Source organism: Flagellimonas algicola, assembly GCF_005937185.1.
Classification (GTDB): domain Bacteria; phylum Bacteroidota; class Bacteroidia; order Flavobacteriales; family Flavobacteriaceae; genus Flagellimonas; species Flagellimonas algicola.
On sequence record NZ_VCNI01000002.1, the window covers coordinates 1,276,909 to 1,293,409 of the forward strand.

A 16,501-nucleotide genomic window follows, 5' to 3' on the forward strand; every position below is an offset into this window, starting at 1 on the left:
GTTTTGGCATCAGTTTTTCATTAGAGGTAGCACGTATAATTTTAAAAAATAGAATACCATGAAAAATTTGATTTTAGCTACTGTTTTGTCCTTTGTTGGTTTAAGCGCAATGGCCCAAGATGTATCCATGAACGAGGCCGAAGCTGTTGCTCCAGAGGCCACCCTAATCCAGGATTTTCAAGAAATTGATGTTGCCGACCTCCCAGCCGCAGTTATAACCGCTGTGAAAAAAGATTACCCGACCGCTACCATTAACAAAGCATATAAAAATGAATCTAATCAGTTCAAATTGGAACTGTCCTTAAAGGATGGTGCCTCCGGAACCGTCTATGCAGATGCCGAGGGCAATTGGATAGAGCTATAGGCCGAGTTTGATTAACGTGTTAGGTTAGTTTGGTTAGAGAGGGGCCTGCAATTGCGGGCCTCTTTTTTGTGAAATTTTTACCAAAGTTTCAAAGTCTCAAAACACTTCGGTATCGTATATCAGATACTGAGATATGCCCAAAATCTTAATCATTGAAGATGACACTGCTTTTAGCCAAATGCTTCAAAAGTTCTTGGCTAAACATCTTTTTGATGTTACCCCAAGCTACAATTTAAAGGAGGCTAAGGCTGCCCTTGACCAAGACAATTTTGACCTAATCCTTTCCGATGTTAGACTGCCGGAGGGGGATGGGGTTTCCTTTCTTTCTGAAATAAAGGAGAAGCATCCTCAGACTCAGGTCATACTGATGACACACTTTGCAGAAGTAAAAACTGCGGTAAAGGCAATGAAAAGGGGAGCGTTTGACTATATCGCCAAACCTTTTACTCCTGAACGCATGTTAGAGGTCATCACAAATGCATTAGCTTCCGATAAAGTAAGGGACAACATTCCAGTTTCACTGAAAAGAAACAATGGAAACCCATTGAAGCGTGATGCATCGCATCTTACCGGAACAAGCGAGGCGTCTTTGAGATTACAGCAGTATATTTCCTTGGTAGCCCCTACAAATATGTCTGTTTTGCTTATCGGAGAAAGCGGCACAGGCAAGGAAGTAACAGCTAGGTCGATTCATAAATCCAGTAGCAGGAAGGGCAATAATTTTATTGCGGTAGACTGCGGTGCGATACCCAAAGAATTGACATCCAGTGAGTTTTTTGGACACGTAAAAGGCAGCTTTACGGGAGCCATTGAAGACAAAGTTGGATTTTTTGAGGCAGCCAATGGCGGAACCCTATTTCTGGATGAAATCGGCAACCTATCGTATGAAAGTCAAATACAATTGCTAAGGGCGATTCAGGAACGCAAGATTAAGCGTGTGGGCAGTACCGGGGAAATTGATGTTGATGTGCGCATTCTGGCTGCAACCAACGAAGACCTGATTGAAGCGGTGGGCCAGGGAAATTTTAGAGAAGATTTGTTCCATAGATTAAATGAATTTACCATAGAACTTCCTTCTTTGAAAGATCGCGGTGAAGATTTAGTCCTTTTTGCGAATTTCTTTTTGGAAATTGCGAATACCGAGCTTGGTAAAACGGTTAAGGGTTTTTCAGAGTTAGTGAAACAGCGAATGCTGCAATACCATTGGCCGGGGAACCTTCGGGAACTTAAAAATGTGGTAAAAAGAGGAGTGCTTTTTACAAAAGGGGAGTTGATTCAAGAAAATGCCCTGCCATCAACTTTGCATGCTTCGAATCATTCAGATGAGGACCAGGAGTTTTCGAAACAAAAATTTGAAAAAGAATTGATTCTGCGTGCATTGAAGCAAACCAATTTCAACAAAAGTGAAGCGGCCAAACTGCTTAAAATGACGCGTAAAACCTTGTATAATAAAATCAAGCGATACCAGCTGAAAGTGTAACCAAATAGGCTTGCATTTGTTTTATAACCAACAAAAAACCCGTTTTCAAAGCGGTTATAACTTCTTTCAATTCTGCCTCAGAATAACGGGATTCTGCCTGTTCCAGAGCTTCCAATATTGGAATGATTGAATAAATCTCCAGTTGATGGAACATAGGAAGCATTTTATGGGCAATATTTTCAATGGATTTGAAGTCCTTCTTTATGGAAGCATTATTTAATTGTTTAAGGTTTTCATGGGTCCCTTCCAAAAATGAGGTAAGCACTTCATGTAAGGCTTTGGTGTCATCAACAAAAGAGTTTATCCTATTTGTACAAAAGAGATCCTTGGAACTTGCTTGCTCTTTTATGTGTGCTCCAAAATTTTGGAAATTGAAGTTGGAAAATTGGAACAACACCTCCAATAGCTGATGATTGGAGAAAGGTTTTCGTAAAATTTTGCTGAACCCAGCTTCTTCAAATTGTTGGTGGTCTAGATTTCTCCGTCCTGTCATGGCGATAATTGGTTGGCCGCTGTAGCTATCCATAGAACCATTCTTAAGTGTTTTTACGATTGAAAATCCATCATGCTCGGGCATCTCAATATCAGTCAAGATATGCGTATAATCAACTGGTGGAGCAATACTGAATGCTTTAAATGATGAAAACGTATGGCATTTAATTTTGTGAATTTTACAGATTTCCGAGATAAGGGACAAAAGGGTAACATCGTCGTCAATTACCACTAAACGAACCGTTTCTCCATTTTGAAATTCCAGTGATTTTTTGTTCGGTTTAAATTTTTTGTGACTTGGTTTCCAAGGCAGCTTGAGCGTAAAAATGCTGCCTTTGTTTATTTCACTTTCAACGGTCAAGGTGCCTCCCATAAGAAAGGCCAGTTTTTGGGAAATGGTCAAACCAAGACCATATCCACTATGTTTGTCGGGTTGATCAGGATCCGCTTGAACAAATTCCATAAAAATCGAATCCAGTTGATCTTTGCTAATTCCAATACCCGTATCGATTACTTCAATTTTCAAATACCTTTTCCCTTTTTCAGTAGCTAAATAGGCTTTGATATTCACATGTCCCTTATGCGTAAATTTTAAGGCGTTGGCAATAAGATTCGTAACTATTTGACGTATTCTAAAAGAATCCCCAAGCAATGGTTGTGATGTTGATTCATCCAATTGTAACAGCAAAGGCAAATTTTTGGAAGACCCAAGATCTTTAAAACCCTGAACTAGCTCCTTTAAAAGTTTGCCAGGAATAAAAGGTTTGTTTTCAATCTCAACCTTTCCAGCTTCCAGTTTGGAGAAATCCAAAAGGTCATTGGTGAGATTTTCCACATATTCGGAAGCTGATTTCAACTGTTTGAAGTAGCCAAGCTGCAGTGGGTTTTCTGACTCTCGTTGCAATAAATCCGTATAACCTTTAATGGTGTTCAATGGCGACCTCAGGTCATGGCTTACTGTCGAAATAAGTTGTTCCCTACTCTTCAATAGGGACTCCGAAAACCTTTTTTCTTTTTCCAATCGTTCGCGGTACAATTGGCCTTTCCAATAATCATTGGCAGTTAAGAATGTAAAAAGAACGATAGTCAACAGACCCAACAGGCCCACAATCCAAGCCAGTTGAGTGCTTCGCCTGAGCATCCGCTGTCTTCCAAAGTTCTCGTTTTGTGTATCCTGGAATATATCTTGTTCAATGGAGGCAATAATCTCTCTGAGTTTCTGGGAAAGCTCTAGGTCATTCTTGTGGATTTGAAGCTCTTTATGAAGCATTGAACGCTCAATTTTTGAATGTTCCTTCTTGGCGTTGTGCAGGATGGATATGGAGAAATTGAGAATGGAATCGACATCAGATCCATCTGTTACTTCCGAAGTGTTTCGTGGAATGTTTCGGTTGAGAATTACCACATAGTCCTTAATTGAATTTTGGGTGGCTAACGGAAGTTGATAAAAATTGGGCACTAATTGTTCCGGGGTAATTCTGCCCAAATCCATTTCCAATCGACCCAAAGCGATAAGTATGGAGTCGATTGGCGCTTGGTCGTTTTCTCTTTGCTTAAGTTTCCGCAGTTCAGCATTGTTGTAGACTTTTTGTTGAAGTAGGCCCTGAACACTGTCCAGTTTTTTAATTTGAATATCTTTCTGAATCATCACCTTTAGACCCTCCAAAATCATGTGGATGGAATCCACTTTTTTCGCATAAGAAAGAAATGTCCTCTTTTTTCTGTCCTGCAAAGCTAATTTGGATAAGTTCTCCGCTTCATACAGGGCGGTTAGCAGTTGATTGGTCTGCAATAATTTATCATCACCAGTTTCCTTATGCTGAGCGTCTAAATAGGAGCTAAACTCAGAATAGATAAAAAGGGCACCTAAGACTACCAGACTACCTAGTACAACATAACCAGATAGGAGCTTTAATGTGAATCTATTTTTAGACTTTGGGGGCATTCCATGGTGTTAACTAATTATATACGGGAAATTGGGTGGGTCCCGGTTCTTCAAAAAGTGTTAATTATGTTACTTTTTTACTATGATAAATTAGTTGGAGGTGCTACATTTGCCCTATCTCAAAGGGGTGCTTTCCTAGTTAAGAGTTAAAAGTTAAGAGTACGGGTGTTTAAAATACTGGATTCTTAACTCAAAAATTAATAACTCGCAACTTGTAAGGCTGAGATTATACCCAATGAACCTGGGCGGGTAATGCTGCCAAGGGATTGCGCTAAGCGCATCTTGGAATTTCTATGTTTCCTTAGAAACACAAATCAATTTTTAACCAGAATAATGGCCCCTTTTATTCGTAAACTTTTTTTACGAATGAAACCATTTTGTTCAAAGCGACAGCCAAAAAAACACATAAGGCGCTGCGCTAAAACACTATTTTCAACTTTGGCCCTTTTCGGGCTGGCACTTTCTGCAAGTGCACAACAAAATCCGACAGATTCCCTGGAAGGGAAAAAAATCGTCCTCGATGAGGTATTGGTACAGGCCGTTAGGGTCACCAAGGAGTTTCCCATTACGTTTTCCAATTTAGATCAGGAAGAACTTGCTCCACGAAACTTGGGACAGGACATTCCAATCCTTATGAATTACCTCCCTGCTGTGGTCACAACGTCAGACGCTGGAGCCGGTGTGGGATACACAGGTATTCGTGTAAGGGGGAGTGATGCCACTCGGGTGAACGTAACTATCAATGGAGTGCCTTACAACGATGCCGAATCACATGGTACATTTTGGGTAAATATGCCCGATTTTGCCTCTTCTACGGAAAGTTTGCAATTGCAACGTGGTGTGGGTACATCAACCAATGGGTCAGGTGCCTTTGGTGCCAGTTTGAACATTCTTACCGATGCATTTTCAGAAGAAGCCTATGGCAGAATCTCTTCGTCCATAGGAAGTTTTAACACGCTGCGAAACAATGTCAAATTCAGTACAGGACTTATCAATGACCACATAGAACTTTCTGGACGATTGTCCAGGATAACTTCGGATGGTTATATTGATAGGGCAAGTTCTGAGCTGGATTCGTACTTTCTTCAAGGAGCATACAAGGATGATAATACCTTGATTAAGGCTTTGCTATTTGGAGGGCACGAGGTCACCTACCAAGCGTGGTTCGGTATAGATGAGGCCACACTTAACTCGAACAGAACTTTCAATCCTGCCGGAAGGTACACCGATAGGAATGGGGTTACCCAATTTTATGATCGGGAAGAGGACAATTACAAGCAAGATCATTTTCAGCTGCACTGGAACGAGAGATTGAACTCCAATTGGAATGCCAATTTTAGTTTGCACTATACTCGTGGTAGAGGCTATTTTGAGCAGTTTAGGGAAGATGACGACTTTGATACTTATGGCTTTGATTCCATTACGGTGGATGGGGAAACAGTAAACACCACGGATTTAATCCGAAGAAGATGGTTGGACAATGATTTTTATGGAACCGTTGTGTCGTTGAATCACCAAAAAGAAAATCTAAATCTTATCATTGGGGGAGGATACAATGTTTATAAAGGAGATCATTTTGGGGAGGTCATTTGGGCCAGGTTTGCTGGGAATAGCAGCATCCGGGACCGCTATTACGATGACAACTCAACCAAAACGGATTTCAACACCTACGTAAAGGCCAATTATAAGTTGGATTCCCAATGGTCCGTGTTTGGAGATGTCCAATACCGGGGAGTAAGTTATGAAGCCAATGGAGAAGATACTGGCTTGGTGGATGATACCTTCAACTTTTTTAACCCAAAAGCGGGGATTACTTTCGATTTAAACCCAAACCACAACTTTTACCTGTCGTATGCCAGGGCAAATCGGGAACCCAACCGGAACGACTACGAAAATGGAAGTCCAAAACCTGAAAAGCTCAACGATTTTGAACTGGGGTGGCGCTATGTTTCGCCCAATTTTCAGTTGAACGCAAATGCGTACTATATGCGCTATAAAGATCAATTGGTACTTACAGGCGAATTGAACGATGTAGGCGCCCCATTAAGGGCTAATGTTGGGGACAGCTACCGTTTGGGCCTGGAGTTGGATGCCACCATAGCGTTGGGTGATCAATGGGCCCTCCGACCCAACATTGCTTTGAGCGATAACAGAAATGTGGATTTTGTTTTCCAAAGGGATGGAGTGCTCCAAGATTTGGGGAACACCAAAATTGCCTACTCGCCCAATCTCGTAGCAGGTAACATCCTTGCCTTCATGCCAACGGAAGAGCTACAAGTTTCCTTGCTCAGCAAATTTGTAGGGAAACAGTACATGGGAAATATTGATTCCGAAGCTTCAACCTTGGACAATTACACCCAAACGGATTTGAACGTCCAGTACGTGATTGAGACCAATTCCTTTGTGAAGAGCATAGTGCTTTCCGGTTTGGTGAACAATATTTTTGATGCGGACATAGTTTCCAATGGGTATTTCTTTACCTACGATGACGACTTTTCGAATCCCGGAACCATTACAACTATAGAAGGGGCCGGTTTTTACCCTCAGGCAGGAATCCACTTTTTGTTGGGAGCCACGGTGAATTTCTAAAAAGAACCAAATACAATTGAGAAAGGGATTCTGTACATTTATGATTATGACAGAATCCCTTTCATTTTTCAATAAGACCCCGATTCGATGGGGTGTGATTGGCTGCGGTGGTGTAGCCGAAATAAAGAGTGTTCCAGCCTATCAAATGGCCAAAGATTTTGAAGTGGTCATGGTCATGCGTAGGGATGCCGAAAAAGTGGAGGACTATGCCCGCAGACATCGTGTTCCGCAGTATACCACCAATGCCCAAGAAGTCGTAGAAAGTCGGGAGGTAGATGCTGTGTATATTGCTACCCCTCCGGATTCACATAAAGAATACGCTCTTTTGGTAGCCAAGGCCGGAAAACCTTGCTGTATTGAAAAACCCATGGCGCCCTCCTATGCGGACAGCCTGGCCATTTATAAGGCATTTGAGGAAAAGGGTTTGCCACTTTTTATAGCCTATTATCGAAGATCATTGCCAAGGTTCAATCAGATAAAACAATGGTTGGATGAAGAAAAGATTGGAGAGGTAAGACATATCCATTGGCAGAAAACCAAGCCGCCTTCTGAAATTGATTTAAATGGAAATTACAATTGGAGAACAGATAATGAAGTAGCCCCCGGAGGTTATTTTGATGACTTGGCAAGTCATGGTTTGGACTTATTTGTCCATTTATTGGGGGATATCATAAATGCCCAGGGTTTAGCCGTCAACCAATTGGGGCTGTACAGCGCCTACGACAATATAACAGGTAGTTGGATTCATGAAAACGGCGTAACCGGAGCTGGGGTTTGGAACTTTGGCTCTTATCACCGGGAAGACAAGGTTGAAATTTTTGGTTCCGAAGGAAAGATCACCTTTGCAGTGTTGGACGAGGCACCATTGATTTTAGAAAACGGTTCCGAAAAGATAGAATTGGAAATCCCAAATCCAGAACACGTTCAACAATACCACGTCCAAAACATTCAGGATCACCTTAATGGGATTTCAAAACACCCATCCCAAGGAAATTCTGGGCTTCACACCAGTTGGGTCATGGACAAAATCTTGGGGAACTAGTTGGATATGGTCACAACGTTTCCACTTTGTGTGGCTCTATAGAACAACAGATCATAATAGCGGGTGCCATCGTCTGGTCTATTCAATTGCTGACCTGTGAACAGACTATAGGTGAAATCTTCACAGGAGCAGGTCACATTCTGACCATCAATGGTCATTGTGGAGCAACTGTTTGGGGTATGGTTGGGACAGCTGGCTTCGAAAGCAAAAAAAGTGTCGAGTCCGGTGCGCATTACAAAAGCTCCCCGGGTTCCCACTCCGTTATTTCCTACGTAAACAGGATTGCCAATGTTATTCAGGTCATTGTATAAGGGTAGATTTAGATTAAGATCAAATCTGAAATTGATCTCTTGTAAATAAGGATTTCGATTGGTGGGATCAGATTCACAGGAGATTAGGAAAAATAGCAAAAGGCAGCCCCAGATGTACTTCATAGCAAGGATTTGATGGTATTACAGCGACAAAATTGGTCAAAAATTGCCTATATTTGCGTTAAATCCTCGCAAAAACTATGCTTGATGTAGTTCCAGTTGAGGATTTTTTGTATTTGTACCGAAGAAGCGCATTGGGAAAATAAACACATTTTCCTCAATGTTCTTTTGCATTAAAAAATGACGATATGAGTAAAATATCTTACTATACAGCTGAGGGATTAAAAAAATTAAGGGAAGAACTAAATCACCTTAAAGATGTGGAACGCCCCAAGGCATCACAAGCTATTGGAGAGGCTAGGGATAAGGGAGATTTATCTGAAAACGCTGAGTACGACGCAGCCAAAGAAGCTCAAGGACTTTTAGAAATGAAGATTTCCAAAATGGAAGAAACTTTATCCAATGCCCGTTTGATTGACGAATCCCAATTGGATACCTCCAAGGTGTTGGTTTTGTCCACGGTAAAACTCAAGAATCAGACCAATGGAATGGAGATGAAATATACCTTGGTGGCGGAAAGTGAGGCTGATTTGAAAGCAGGGAAGATTTCCGTAACCTCACCCATAGGTAAGGGATTGTTGGGGAAGTCTGTTGGAGAAGTGGCCGAAATCCAAGTGCCCAATGGAACGTTAAAGTTTGATATTTTGGAAATCACCCGAGAATAAAACACATTTAATTGTATAATTTTAATCCCGTCCTTTGACGGGATTTTTTATTTCAAACCAAACAAAACCAAACCTAATGCCCAGTATTTTCACCAAAATCATCAATGGGGAGATTCCCTGTTATAAAATTGCCGAGGACGCAGACAATTTTGCATTTTTGGATATCAACCCCAATGCCAAAGGCCATACCTTGTGCGTGCCTAAAAAAGAAGTGGATAGATTGTTGGATTTGGATGAGGAAGCCTACCTAAAACTCATGGCTTTTTCCAGAAAAGTAGGCCAGGCCATTGAAGCAGTGGTTCCTTGCGAAAGGGTAGGTATGAGTGTAATTGGGTTGGAAGTACCACACGTACATGTACATTTAATTCCATTACAAAGCATGAAAAACGCAACCTTTCAATACAAGGAATCGTTGACTCCTAAAGAGTTTGAAAAGGTGGCAGAACAAATTAGCGGAGCCCTTAAATAAGTCCCTCCATCCTTAAATAGATTCCACCGGCCACTAAAGCCAAAATCAAAATCAGTAAGATAAAGAACAGGGTGGTGAATCGCACCTGAGCACGGTCCGGTTGAACCAGTTTGTTGTAATAGTCAAACACCCGCTCAATATCCTCCGTCCAATTCACGGGATAGATAATGGAGTAACATTTCTTACATTTTATTTCGTGGGTAACCACATCCGTAGTCCTGTGATAAAAAGGATTGAACGTATGCTTCTGATAGAAGGTAAGCTTAAGCTGCTGGTTAAAACATTCGGGGCAGTTATTGGTAATTTCAGCTTCCTTTATCGCAATTTGTTTTTCTTTTGCCATGGCATCTAAACATTTGCTTTGAGGGAAATTTGCATGATTGTTCCTTCTTTATTTGACGAAAGTACTTTAATTTTTCCTTTGTGGTATTCTTCCACAATTCTTTTTACCAAGGACAACCCTAGGCCCCAACCTCTTTTTTTGGAAGTTACGCCCGGGCTAAAAATATTCTGGAAATCGCTTTTAGGAATTCCATGTCCGGTGTCCGAGACCAAAACATGAACGTTCTGGCCCTTATGTTCAATTTGAATGCTGATGTTTCCTTTACCCTTCATGGCATCGATTCCGTTTTTCACCAAATTTTCAATGCTCCAATTGTAGAGGGGAGGGTTCAGCATGACGGGAAGCTTTTCAATATCAGAGGTAAAGTCAAAATGAACCAATTTGGAGCTTCTTCGTTTAAGATATTGGTATGCTTTTTCAGTCTCTGATACAATATCGTGTTCTTTTAATTCTGGGGTAGATCCAATTTTGGAAAACCGCTCTGTAATGGTTTGCAAACGGAAAATGTCCTTTTCAATTTCCTTGGTAATGTCAGGATTAATGTCTTCGGATTTCAATAGTTCATTCCATCCCAAAAGCGAAGTAAGGGGAGTCCCTATCTGATGTGCGGTTTCCTTGGCCATGCCCGCCCATAATTTGTTTTGTTCCGAAGCTTTGTTGGTCTTAAAGAAGAAGAAAATAACCGCACCAAACAGGAAAATTATCAGTAATAGTGCCAAAGGATAATACTTCAACTTGTTCAATACCTCAGAATTTCCATAGTATAAAGTTTCCAAAAGCTCCCCTTCCTGAACAATGTGAATAGGTTCATTTTCACTGGCGAATTGCCTAATTTTTCGTTGGATGTAGGTACTGTCCGATGCACTTTCAGGCGCAATATTATGCGTTTTTATAGACCCTTCTTCATTTACCAAAATCATAGGGGTGGAGGTGTTGTTGCCCAAAACCTTTAGAGTTAGATTGCCCTGCTCCTGATCCACGGAAGATTGGATCAGCTCCAGCTGGGCGGTGGCCCAAATTTCCATTCTCAACCGCTCCTCCTCCTTAAATTTTTTGAAAAAACTATTAGTATTCCACAGGATGAGACTTACAATGACAAAAGCGGAAATCAGCAGGGTGATATTGGACGCTTTGTTTTTGGGGCTGAAGTTCATGCTTTGGTGGTATTCTGATTAAAGATAGAAGAAAAGAGAGAATTTGTTGATAGTTCGGTGGTACAGATCATTTTTATTAGGAGGCATTTTATGTATTTTTGGAGCTTATTGAAAATAGCATATATGGAAGTTCAGGGAAGAATTAAAATGATTGATGAAACCAAAACCTACGGTAATAACGGTTTTAGGAAACGAGAAATTGTAGTAACCACCGAAGAACAATATCCACAGCATATTTTGGTGGAATTTGTACAGGACAAATGCGATCTACTGAATAACTATAGTGTTGGGCAACAGGTCAAAATCAGTATCAATCTAAGAGGAAGGGAATGGGTAAATCCTCAAGGAGAAACCAAATACTTCAATTCCATTCAAGGATGGCGTGTTGAAAATTTGGAAACTGCCCAACCTTCTGCCGATATGCCACCTGTACCACCCATGGAGGCTTTTGAACCTGCTGATGACCTAAACGAGGAAGATCACGACGATTTGCCATTCTAACCCATTTTGGCACTTACCCAGGTAATAGAACGCATTTTTAGACGGTATTTGCCGTCGCCGTTCACCATTGCCATTCTGTTGACCATGCTGACCATGGTCTTGGCCTTTTGTTTTACCGAGAACCGCTCAGAAGGGAGCCACATAGTAGCTATCCTATCCTATTGGGAAGACGGTGTTTGGAACAATGGGCTTTTGGTGTTTGCCTACCAAATGATGCTCATTTTGGTATTGGGCCATGTGTTGGTGCTGAGCAAACCCATGGAGCGACTCATCCTCCGGATTACAAAACTGGTTACATCTACTTCAAATGCCGCAGTTTTGGTAGCTCTGCCTACCATGCTGGTTGCTTTTTTTAATTGGGGACTGGGGCTCATTTTTGGAGCCATTTTGGCAAGAAAAGTGGGCGAGTACGCCCAGGCCAACAATATTCCAATCAATTATCCTTTGGTAGGGGCCGCCGGCTATGGTGGATTAATGATTTGGCATGGGGGCATTAGCGGATCCGCCCCAATAAAAGTATCCGAAGCTGGGCATCTTAGGAAATTGATGGAAAATGTTTCCAACAATGCACTTTTTGAACAATTGCCAGAATTGATTTCAACCTCCAGCACAGTTTTTAATCCTTGGAACCTGGCCCTGTTTGTCATAGTAGTAAGTGCCATCACTTTGACTGTTCATTTTCTAGGACAAAAAGCCAAACCTACCGTAATGAGCCTGAAGGAATATAAGTTTCAGTCCATCCAAAAGGAAAACTTGGAAGGAGCGGAAAAGTTGGACTATTCCAGAATAGCAGCTTCAATTTTTGGGGTTTTGATTTTACTGACTTTTTTAATTCAATACCTTCCCGCCCTTAGAAAATTGAATATTACCCCTAATATGCTCAATTTTTTCATGTTGGGATTGGCCATAATTTTGCATGGAAGCTTCAAGAGCTTTTTAAACGCTATTGAAGAAGCCATTGGGGATACTGCTGGAATTCTGATACAGTTTCCCTTGTATTTTGGAATTATGGGCATTATGGCCAATAGCGGAATGATCAATGGGATCTCTGACTTTTTTGTATCCATTAGTACAGAAACAACACTCCCTATATTTACTTTTCTCAGCGCTGGCTTGGTCAATATTTTTGTGCCAAGCGGAGGTGGTCAATGGGCTGTTCAGGGACCATTGGTTTTAGAGTCCGCCCTACAACTGGGTGTACCCTTGCCCAAAGCGATTATGGCCCTGGCCTATGGAGATCAGGTGACCAATATGCTGCAACCCTTTTGGGCACTACCACTGTTGGGAATTACCAAGTTGAAGGCCAAAGAGATCCTGCCCTACACTCTAATTTTCATGTTTGTGGGATCCCTAATCTACATTGCAGGACTTTTGATCTGGTAAACTTTTCATTAAATTTATAGAAAACGGCTTTGAAAAATGGAAAAGGATGGAATCAACATCCCACTACACTTTTTAGGTGATAAATTGGAATTTCCACCTGTGGAGATGGCCAGTGCCGATGGTCTTTTGGCCGTTGGTGGTGATTTGTCGCCAGAGCGCCTTTTGTTGGCCTATAAAAATGGCATCTTTCCTTGGTTCAATGAGGATGCGCTGATTCTTTGGTGGAGCCCTGACCCTAGAATGGTGCTCTTCCCCCAAAAGGTAAAAGTGTCCAAGAGTATGCGGAGGGTCATGCGGAGCCAGCAATTTACTTTGACACAGAACCAATGCTTTGAACAGGTCTTGGATTGTTGTGCCCAGGTGGAACGAAAGGATCAGGAAGGGACTTGGATCACTCCAAATATGAAGTCGGCATACATGGAATTATTTCAAAGGGGTATTGCCCGATCTTTGGAAGTCTGGCAGGAAAACACCCTTGTAGGAGGACTGTACGGAGTGGATTTGGGTCATGTGTTTTGTGGAGAAAGCATGTTCAGCCTAACCTCCAACGCTTCCAAATTTGCCTTTGTAAAATTGGCAGAGGATTGTCTAGCGAAAAACTACAAGCTTATAGATTGCCAAGTACATACTCCACATTTAGAAAGCCTTGGGGCGGAACTCATTTCCAGGTCGGATTTTATGGGCCGCCTAAAGGGATAATTGCACACCGGTGAGCAGAAATAAGATATGATCCGGTTTTGTAGCGGTATAATTCTCAGCTCTATACTGCGTGCCCACAAGAAGTTTAAAACCTTTGTCAAATTTCCATCCCAATTGACTTGTGATACGGGCATCATATTCTGGCGAAGAACTTTTGGCAAAACTGGCCAAACCTTCTAAACTGATGACTAGAAAAGGCTCCCCCAAGTTCAATTTTTCACCTTTTAAAGGAAAGTCCACTGCAAATCGATAACGGAAACGATGAACGGTCAACAATTTGGTGATTCGTTGTTCTGATCGGAAGCGATGTCCAAAACGAACCGCTAAAGGTTTTTGGGTAAAATTATATTGTTGGACAAGCCTTAATTCGTTGGGATTTTGCTCGAATAGATCCCTGTATCGATACTGAATACCAAGGGCAATGCTCTGATTATCACTAAGCTCCAATTTGGAAAAATGTACCAAATCCAGATGTCTGCCCCTAAAGCCTGATTCACCTTCGTCCACAAAATAAATACGGTGAGCAAGGGAGAGATTATGTGAATACGTTCCAGAAACCTTATAATTTACAGCCATCTGGGGTTGCCAGAATCCTGTGAATTCCCCTTGCCCCAAAGAAAGCAAGGGCAACAGACAAAGCACCAATCCAATAGGCCATTTAGTAGAGGATATGGTCATAGTTGGATGTGAATGATTGACGTAAATTTAGCAGAGTTCCTTCGGAATTGAACAAAGCTTCATAAGTCTTGAATTGTTGCTTGTCCTTGGCGGCAAAAACCAACTCGTAATTGATGTAGGATAAAATTAAATTCTGAAATGCCTGTTGTATTACTTCTTTGGAATCGCAATCCTGGCAAGGATACTGTTGCTGTATTTTTTTGATTCTGAATTTTTTGAACTTGGAGGTCAGCTGATGGGTAATGTTGTTCCAACTGTCCTCTGGGAGATCATTTTTTTGGATGATAAATTCAACATCTTCCAAAAGTCCTTGTTCATTGAATTCTATGCTGTAGTGGAGTTTTCGGTTCTTAAATTTTACCTCATAACTTCTTTTGGTACTATCCTGTTCGTGATAAAACCGGACTCTTTTTGCATCTTTTAGATAGGGGGAAACCAATTCAAGTGCATTGGTCGGAAATTGTGCTCTTGGAATCCTGGTTTCTTGCTCATACTTACCCTGGGCCGACAGGTTTAAGGCCGCGGCCAAGAAAATAGCGAGCAAAATAAATCTAGACTTCTTCATATCTAAAGCAACCCATCTCGTGATCGTTGACCATTCCAGTGGCCTGCATAAAAGCATAAATTACCGTGCTTCCCACAAACTTGAATCCCCGCTTTTTCAAATCCTTGCTTATAGCATCTGAAAGCGGGGTTGTAGCGGGGCAATCTTTATAATTGTCCCATTTGTTTTTAATGGCTTTCCCATCCACGAATCTCCAAATGTAGTCACTAAAGCTTCCAAATTCCTTTTGAACGTCCATAAAAGCTTTTGCGTTGGAAACAGTGGCGTGGACTTTCAATTTGTTTCTGATGATTCCAGAATCGGCCAGGAGGGCATCAATTTTATCCTGTTTATAATGGATAATTTGTTCGTAATCAAATTGGTCAAAAGCTTTTCTGAAGTTTTCCCGTTTTCGCAAAACGGTAATCCAGCTTAGTCCCGCCTGAAACGTTTCCAATACCAAAAACTCAAAAAGTGTAGGGTCATCCTTAACTGGAGTGCCCCATTCCTGATCGTGGTAGGCTTCGTACAGCTCATCCCCTTCACACCAACCACATCGATGTTTAGCCATAAATAGGTTTTTGTTTAAAGATAGGGGAAATTGAATTTTTTATGGAAAGTAAAGCTGGGGTAAAACAAGATTCATTTCGCCAGTGGATTTTAAAACAATTGGATAACGAAAAGATATAGGGGCATGCCCAATGTGATATTCTTTGGCCAAAAAACCAATGGGCAAACTGCCCATCAATCAGCAGATGGGACGTATTTGCCTTGTCCTCAATCCCCTCTGAACTGGATTTGGACCACAGTATCTGCCACTTTTTCATCATAGGATAACCCTTTACCGTACAATAGCCGCTTTGCCCTTTTCAGGAATCATCTTTAATTCTCCAGAAGCTACGGCCTTGTCAAAGTCAGCGGTCATGGTTTTGTAGATTCTAAAAAACTTCTTGCCGTCTTTGCGCTTGAAAGTGACCTTGGGTTCCTTACCATTAAAAATTTCGGTAATGGTAACGGTGGTTTTGTTTAAGGTTGACAAATCTGCAATACCCCCTCTTTTGATGATAAAGTTCTTACGGGGGACATCCACAAATTTGTAGTGGCTACCCGAAGGATTTCCCAGAATTATCTCATCGCCAATTTCAATTTGATCCACATACCGTTCTTGAGCGTGCATGCCTACACAAATAAATGTGAAGGCCAAAGTGTAAATAAATTGTTTCATATCAGTCAGGTTTACAATTAGTTCTTAGCCGTGCTAACGTACCAAAATGGCTTTGATTGTAGGTTTAAAACCGTAAAAATTTCTACCGTCTTCCCGCCGTAAAACCACTTGAACACTCCCGTCAGCCATGGTTTCCATTTGATCTACGGTTACTCTATGTCCGTGGAAATTGAGCTGTAGGCCAAATCCCGACGAAGAATTCAGGGAATTCTCCACAAGCACCATTTTGGAATAAGGGATTTCCAACAGTTTTCCATGTTCAAAATCTCCACGACTTTCATTGAAATGCATTACCTGCATGCTAAATTGGTTTTGCTGTGCGCTGGCAGCATAGCCAAAAAGAAGCAGGCTTAATAAAAGTAATAATCTTTTCATAGCAATTTATTTCCCATTTTTTTCAAGTTAAAGATAGAATTAATCGCCATAAAAATATAAACACTATTGTTAAAGAGTGTTAAACTATTATAAATTGATAGTATTACTTTTATTTTTGAAAC

The 16,501-nt window shown here is 41.3% G+C and carries 18 protein-coding genes; 9 read left to right on the forward strand and 9 right to left on the reverse strand.

Features of this window, described 5'->3' with window-relative positions; all coding sequences use genetic code 11:
• Window positions 1-58 precede the first annotated feature (58 nt).
• Window positions 59-364, forward strand: a complete 306-nt coding sequence (locus FGG15_RS14610) for a hypothetical protein (protein ID WP_138837505.1) — start codon at window positions 59-61, stop codon at window positions 362-364.
• A gap of 133 nt (window positions 365-497) precedes the next feature.
• Window positions 498-1,844 carry a sigma-54-dependent transcriptional regulator gene (locus FGG15_RS14615; protein WP_138837507.1) on the forward strand — a complete coding sequence of 449 codons (1,347 nt, stop codon included), beginning with the start codon at window positions 498-500 and terminating at the stop codon, window positions 1,842-1,844.
• On the opposite strand, the gene FGG15_RS14620 is transcribed toward FGG15_RS14615, so the two are convergent.
• A complete protein-coding gene (locus FGG15_RS14620; RefSeq protein ID WP_138837509.1) occupies window positions 1,819-4,281 on the reverse strand; it encodes an ATP-binding protein in 2,463 nt (820 codons plus the stop codon). The genes FGG15_RS14615 and FGG15_RS14620 overlap by 26 nt on opposite strands.
• Before the next feature lie 366 nt (window positions 4,282-4,647).
• Here FGG15_RS14620 and FGG15_RS14625 point away from each other — a divergent pair, with 366 nt between their 5' ends.
• The gene (locus tag FGG15_RS14625) at window positions 4,648-6,870 is read left to right on the forward strand and encodes a TonB-dependent receptor (protein WP_138837511.1); all 2,223 of its coding nucleotides are present in this window, start codon (window positions 4,648-4,650) and stop codon (window positions 6,868-6,870) included.
• Between the two features lie 46 nt (window positions 6,871-6,916).
• Window positions 6,917-7,912 (forward strand): Gfo/Idh/MocA family protein, encoded by a 996-nt coding sequence (locus tag FGG15_RS14630; RefSeq protein ID WP_138837513.1) that lies wholly within the window; start codon window positions 6,917-6,919, stop codon window positions 7,910-7,912.
• On the opposite strand, the gene FGG15_RS14635 is transcribed toward FGG15_RS14630, so the two are convergent.
• The gene (locus FGG15_RS14635; protein WP_138837515.1) at window positions 7,909-8,346 is read right to left on the reverse strand and encodes a Rieske (2Fe-2S) protein; all 438 of its coding nucleotides are present in this window, start codon (window positions 8,344-8,346) and stop codon (window positions 7,909-7,911) included. The two genes, FGG15_RS14630 and FGG15_RS14635, sit on opposite strands and share 4 nt — an antisense overlap.
• A gap of 185 nt (window positions 8,347-8,531) precedes the next feature.
• On the opposite strand from FGG15_RS14635, the gene greA reads away from it, so the two are divergent.
• Window positions 8,532-9,008, forward strand: coding sequence for a transcription elongation factor GreA (gene greA / locus FGG15_RS14640; protein WP_138837517.1), 477 nt, complete (start codon window positions 8,532-8,534; stop codon window positions 9,006-9,008).
• A 76-nt stretch (window positions 9,009-9,084) separates the two neighbouring features.
• Window positions 9,085-9,477 (forward strand): HIT family protein, encoded by a 393-nt coding sequence (locus FGG15_RS14645; protein WP_138837520.1) that lies wholly within the window; start codon window positions 9,085-9,087, stop codon window positions 9,475-9,477.
• Here the strand turns inward: FGG15_RS14645 and FGG15_RS14650 are convergent.
• Together FGG15_RS14650 and FGG15_RS14655 are read right to left on the reverse strand one after the other, a co-directional pair.
• Window positions 9,470-9,820: a hypothetical protein gene (locus FGG15_RS14650; protein ID WP_138837522.1), complete on the reverse strand. Its 351-nt coding sequence runs from the start codon at window positions 9,818-9,820 to the stop codon at window positions 9,470-9,472. The two genes, FGG15_RS14645 and FGG15_RS14650, sit on opposite strands and share 8 nt — an antisense overlap.
• A gap of 5 nt (window positions 9,821-9,825) precedes the next feature.
• Window positions 9,826-10,974 carry a sensor histidine kinase gene (locus FGG15_RS14655; RefSeq protein WP_138837524.1) on the reverse strand — a complete coding sequence of 383 codons (1,149 nt, stop codon included), beginning with the start codon at window positions 10,972-10,974 and terminating at the stop codon, window positions 9,826-9,828.
• Window positions 10,975-11,097: 123 nt separating this feature from the next.
• Here FGG15_RS14655 and FGG15_RS14660 point away from each other — a divergent pair, with 123 nt between their 5' ends.
• The 3 genes from FGG15_RS14660 to aat are packed head-to-tail and all read left to right on the forward strand — an operon-like array spanning window position 11,098 to window position 13,557.
• The gene (locus tag FGG15_RS14660; RefSeq protein ID WP_138837527.1) at window positions 11,098-11,475 is read left to right on the forward strand and encodes a DUF3127 domain-containing protein; all 378 of its coding nucleotides are present in this window, start codon (window positions 11,098-11,100) and stop codon (window positions 11,473-11,475) included.
• 6 nt (window positions 11,476-11,481) lie between these two features.
• Window positions 11,482-12,858 (forward strand): short-chain fatty acid transporter, encoded by a 1,377-nt coding sequence (locus FGG15_RS14665; protein ID WP_138837529.1) that lies wholly within the window; start codon window positions 11,482-11,484, stop codon window positions 12,856-12,858.
• A gap of 36 nt (window positions 12,859-12,894) precedes the next feature.
• Complete coding sequence (gene aat, locus FGG15_RS14670; protein WP_138837531.1) at window positions 12,895-13,557, forward strand: leucyl/phenylalanyl-tRNA--protein transferase; 663 nt, start codon at window positions 12,895-12,897, stop codon at window positions 13,555-13,557.
• On the opposite strand, the gene FGG15_RS14675 is transcribed toward aat, so the two are convergent.
• The 5 genes from FGG15_RS14675 to FGG15_RS14695 form a co-directional block, all read right to left on the reverse strand.
• A complete protein-coding gene (locus FGG15_RS14675; protein WP_138837532.1) occupies window positions 13,546-14,235 on the reverse strand; it encodes a DUF2490 domain-containing protein in 690 nt (229 codons plus the stop codon). The two genes, aat and FGG15_RS14675, sit on opposite strands and share 12 nt — an antisense overlap.
• Entirely contained in the window at window positions 14,216-14,800 is a 585-nt protein-coding gene (locus FGG15_RS14680) for a hypothetical protein (protein WP_138837535.1), read from the reverse strand. The genes FGG15_RS14675 and FGG15_RS14680 overlap by 20 nt, the downstream gene beginning before the upstream one ends.
• Window positions 14,787-15,350: a DNA-3-methyladenine glycosylase I gene (locus tag FGG15_RS14685; RefSeq protein ID WP_138837537.1), complete on the reverse strand. Its 564-nt coding sequence runs from the start codon at window positions 15,348-15,350 to the stop codon at window positions 14,787-14,789. Before FGG15_RS14685 ends, FGG15_RS14680 begins: the two co-directional genes overlap by 14 nt.
• Window positions 15,351-15,620: 270 nt before the next feature.
• Complete coding sequence (locus tag FGG15_RS14690; RefSeq protein WP_138837539.1) at window positions 15,621-16,004, reverse strand: hypothetical protein; 384 nt, start codon at window positions 16,002-16,004, stop codon at window positions 15,621-15,623.
• A gap of 33 nt (window positions 16,005-16,037) precedes the next feature.
• The gene (locus FGG15_RS14695) at window positions 16,038-16,379 is read right to left on the reverse strand and encodes a hypothetical protein (protein WP_138837541.1); all 342 of its coding nucleotides are present in this window, start codon (window positions 16,377-16,379) and stop codon (window positions 16,038-16,040) included.
• Window positions 16,380-16,501: the final 122 nt, after the last annotated feature.